Raw genomic sequence first — 642 nt, forward strand, 5'->3', positions numbered from 1 at the left:
CGCCTTCTGGTGTGACCCAGGTAATGTTTTGTGCAGGGTCTTTGATATCACAGGTCTTACAGTGAACACAGTTTTGAGAGTTGATTTGGAAGCGCTTATCGCCGTTATCTTCTTCTACAATCTCATATACACCTGCTGGGCAATAACGCTGTGCAGGCTCATCAAACTTAGTCAGGTTGTGGCCAAGAGGGATAGAGTCATCCTTAAGCTTTAAGTGGCACATTTGATCTTCTTCGTGGTTTGTATTCGATAGGAATACAGAAGTAAGACGGTCAAAGGTGATGTTGTTATCCGGCTTAGGGTAGTCGATCTTTTTGCATTCTGCTGCTGGCTTAAGTGCAGCATGGTCGTAAGTTTTATCGCTGAAGCTGAAAGGCAGTTTACCACCAAAGATGTTTTGGTCGATAAATGTATAAGCCGCACCAAGGTAAGTGCCAAACTTATGCATAACGCCAACGAAGTTACGCGTGTTGTACAGTTCGTCGTGTAGCCAGCTGTTCTTGAACTTCGCTTCAAAGTTGGTCGCTTCTTCGCCTTCTGCACCGCCAGCAAGCTTCTCTGCAACAGCTTCTGCAGCCAGCATGCCACTCTTCATTGCTGTGTGAGAACCTTTGATTTTCAGCGGGTTCATTGTTCCTGCGT

1 protein-coding gene is annotated in these 642 nt (G+C 46.0%); it reads right to left on the reverse strand.

Going from position 1 to position 642, the window contains the following annotated elements:
* Positions 1–642, reverse strand: a 642-nt coding sequence (locus A3761_RS06870) for an electron transfer flavoprotein-ubiquinone oxidoreductase (RefSeq protein WP_197472919.1), incomplete at both ends; no start/stop codon positions are given.

This window comes from Oleiphilus sp. HI0123 (assembly GCF_001635315.1).